The sequence below is a fragment of the Paenibacillus terrigena DSM 21567 genome, assembly GCF_000374845.1.
GTDB lineage: Bacteria > Bacillota > Bacilli > Paenibacillales > Paenibacillaceae > Paenibacillus_K > Paenibacillus_K terrigena.
Genome location: NZ_KB895446.1, coordinates 1 through 3,784, shown reverse-complemented (window position 1 = coordinate 3,784; position 3,784 = coordinate 1). Strand labels below are relative to the sequence as shown.

Here is a 3,784-nt window from a genome sequence, read left to right as displayed (position 1 = left end):
GTTCGATCCCCGGCTACCTCAATCTTATGACCACACAATAAGGAGGTCGACCAGTAAGTTCTGGTGACCTCATAATACGAACGGGCAGGATAGTTTAATTATTAGAGATTAATTAAAGTCTCCAAATACCATTTTTATGGTAAATTATAGTTGTGAAAAGACGGAGATTAGCTACAATGGCAAAGGATAAAGAGGGGAGTTGGATTTGAACAGGTTTGTACTCTATATAACTGCTAGTATTGCATGTCTTATCATACCAATATTCGGTGTATTGTATGGAATATGGGATAGCAATCAACCTAAAATAGGACCAGTAGGAGATGGTAATGCAAATCCTACTATATTTCAATTGATACCAATTTTTACGACTTTTCTTCTAGGAATCATAAATTTACCCATTGCTATTATTCGCTATAAGAAACATAAAGAATCAAAAAGCAGAGAGAATTGAAAATGAACTTACAATAAAATTGTTCCGCTAACGGGACACGATAGTTCAAAATTAGGGAGCAGAATGCCGTGGACCGGTAGCTGTTCCTTTTTTATTGAAGTAACGGGCAGCATAGAATAATAAGAAGTGCCTAGGAACTAATTGGATTACAAACACACATGATGTATATAAAAGTAATATTTGGAGGAATCGGATTTTATGGTAATAGGTCGTTTTCCTGAGCGTATTGTAGTTATTGGGGCAGGGATGGCGGGTTTGGTATGCACTTTGGAGCTTATGAAACAAGGATATAACGTGCGTTTATTAGAGGCAAATAGTCAACCGGGTGGTCGCATATACACGATGCGGGATCAATTTGCCGACGGATTGTTTTGTGAAATCGGGGCTGCCTTCATTGGAGCGCATCATTTTCTCACATTGAGTTATGCCCAGCAAGCCGGGGTACAATTAATAAATTTACCAGTCCCCAATAGAAGTTTGTCATATATCGACGGGAGATTAATAATAGATTCTCTGGCTGAACCTGCACTATGGCCTGTTTCACTTACAGCCGAGGAAAGAATTTTAGGATATGCGGGAATGTTGGAAAAGTATCTCAGGCCGGGGCTTAAAGCGACGGGTAATCCTTTTTTGCCGGGCTGGCCCACAAAACAAGCGACACAGCTCGATTCAATGACAATGGAAGAATATCTTAAAGGTCAAGGAGCATCTTCGGGTGCGATTAAGCTGTTTGAAATCGGATATATGCAGATGTTAGGTGATGGTATTCGTAAAGTATCTGCATTACAGCGACTGCTTGACCTAAAAATGGCCAGTTCCGAAAGAAGTGCAAAGACTATAGTAGGTGGAATGGATCAACTGCCGAAAAAGCTTGCCCTTACAATTGGCTCTAATATCAGCTATGGATGTGTTGTGACGCATATTGAACAGAGTAATAAAGGAGTAACTATCCGATTTAATAATTCCGGCGAAGTTTTCACTATCTGCTGTGATCGGGTCATTGTGGCCATTCCCTCTACAGTCTTGCGTTCAATTCATTTTTCTCCGCCACTTAGCAAAGAAAAAAATGATGTCATTCAAAATCAACTTTCAACTTCCGTTACGCGTACCGTCATACAAAGCAGAACTAGATTTTGGAACAACTTAAGTTCCTTTACTACAGTAAATACGGATTTGAAAATTGGATGGTTGCTTGATGCTACATTCACTCAAACGACATCAAGGAGGGGGTTAATTTGTTCTTACTCCTCCGGTGAATCGGCGCGAGAAATATCTAGAGCTGGTAATATTAATTCAGCTGTATCAGAAATCAAACAGGTGCTTCCTGAATTGTCGTATAATTATGAAGGTGGGACGGTTTTTTCTTGGGATCATAATCCTTACTCTCGAGGTGCGTATGCTTGGTATAAGCCGAAACAGATGATTCGAATGCTCCCAACACTGTCTGCCGAACAAGGTAGAATTTACTTTGCTGGCGATAATACAAGTCTTTTTCCCGGTTGGATTGAAGGTGCGATCTCTTCTGCGTTACGAACTGTAAATCAAATTATTGCCGGAAACAGCATATAATACGGTAATGTATGTATTAATAACTAGTACGAGACAATAACCTGAGCCATGAGGTTGCCGTGGGATATATTAGAGCTTCACATTAGTAAAAGAACGGTCGGCAGCATCGCTACGCTAACGGGCAGGATAGTTTAAGAATAAATTGGACAATGTAGAGTATAATACCTGGAAATTTTTAAAGTGAGGTTTGTTATGAAAAGATTGATGATATCCCTAATAGTTCTGTTTATTGCTTCTACTGTTTCATTGGAAGCAGCGCCTGAATATGCAAAATGGGGTACAGTTGCAGTAAAGGAAACACAAAAACGATACAAAGCAGACATAATTGATTATAAGCACATTGGTCGTACTGAACTCACGCCAAACAAGTCTGTTGAGAAATTCAAGCTATGGCTGAGAAGTAAAGAAGGTAACGAGTTTGGGGTTTATGTATTTATCACATTTGACCCGTCAACTGAGATAATTAAGTCTATTGAGTTCACTGAATCCACTCGTTAACTAAAAAACTCTAAACCCAAATCACTTAACGGAAATTACTTCAATGGGGTGATTAGTAGTGAATGTCAAAAGCTATATCGGGTTATTGTTAGCAGTCATCATTTTCTCCGTGCTTATACAGCCAGTTTATGCTAAACCACACGAAGAACCATTGAAACGGCTTGTACTTACTTTGTTAGCTCCAAATATACAGGAACAGATTAATCGATATTATGAAGATAAACTAACTGTGTCACCTACGTTTTCGTCTTTTCTAGGAGGGACTGAATTAAACGTTGAATATCATCCTTCGCATATTGATGTTAATGTTACAGTGATTCCGTATGTGGGACCTCATTTGGATGTAGGGATGGATTCGATGAAGTTTCGTATAGATAATACGGGAGCTGTAATGGTTCTAAAATACAAACACATTAGGGACTATGAGTTGCTTCCAAACTGGCAATTCATTCTTCGTTGAGCTAACGGGACACGATAGTTCATTGTATTTAGGCTGCCATATGGCAGCCTTTCCTCAGCTAAAGGGTAGTATTATACCAAACAAGGAGAGTTACTAGCGAATAGTCGAAGTGATGGAAGCGGTAAGAAATCAGGCTAAATTTTGGGTTGTAAATCAGAAAATAAAAAATTTAAGGAGTAAAAGAGATGAAGACGAAGTTTGCATTTCTTGTGTGTATGATTTTCATATTTGTTTTTTCCAATACATCTCACGCTGCTACAAGCGTACATGTTGAGGTAAGTGGCATAGACGTTACGGATCAATATAAACCGCTTATGGTAAAGGGAGTTGTTTTCGTTTCTTCTGATGCGTTTAATACGACACCCGAGCTTAGATTCGGTTATTTTTCAGGTACAATAGACAATCTCATTATCTACGAAAGCAATGAGAAGACAGCTTACTTTACGGTTGGCAATATGAAAGTGAAGACGGTTTCCAATACCATAAAAGCAAAGCATCCGCCGTTTATTAAAAACAAAATGACCTATGTTCCGCTTCGATTAGTCGCTGAAACGTTTGGCTGCATTGTAAGCTGGGACCAAGAAACGAAAACGGCTCATATCAATAGAAAGCAGGAAGAGACAAAACAAGCTGAATAAAAATTTTCCGCCCAGGATTTCTTCAATATACCCTTGCTAGGCAGGCTACCGAAGCCTGCTTATTTTTGTTAACCTAACGGGCAGAAGAGCGTAGTGGTTATATTTAAGAATATATCCTTCTTTTTCCTATTAAAATCTAGAATATGGTAATATAAATAGACACGATTG

At 38.9% G+C, this 3,784-nt stretch carries 4 protein-coding genes; all 4 read left to right on the top strand.

Going from position 1 to position 3,784, the window contains the following annotated elements; translation table 11 throughout:
* The first annotated feature begins 649 nt into the window (after nt 1-649).
* On the top strand, nt 650-2,020 hold the full coding sequence (locus C558_RS0129965) for a flavin monoamine oxidase family protein (protein ID WP_018759976.1): 1,371 nt from the start codon (nt 650-652) through the stop codon (nt 2,018-2,020).
* 192 nt (nt 2,021-2,212) lie between these two features.
* Nucleotides 2,213-2,518, top strand: coding sequence for a DUF3889 domain-containing protein (locus C558_RS0129960; protein ID WP_018759975.1), 306 nt, complete (start codon nt 2,213-2,215; stop codon nt 2,516-2,518).
* Nucleotides 2,519-2,576: 58 nt separating this feature from the next.
* The gene (locus C558_RS0129955) at nt 2,577-2,978 is read left to right on the top strand and encodes a DUF3888 domain-containing protein (RefSeq protein ID WP_018759974.1); all 402 of its coding nucleotides are present in this window, start codon (nt 2,577-2,579) and stop codon (nt 2,976-2,978) included.
* A 185-nt stretch (nt 2,979-3,163) separates the two neighbouring features.
* The gene (locus tag C558_RS0129950) at nt 3,164-3,616 is read left to right on the top strand and encodes a copper amine oxidase N-terminal domain-containing protein (protein WP_018759973.1); all 453 of its coding nucleotides are present in this window, start codon (nt 3,164-3,166) and stop codon (nt 3,614-3,616) included.
* Nucleotides 3,617-3,784 lie beyond the last annotated feature (168 nt).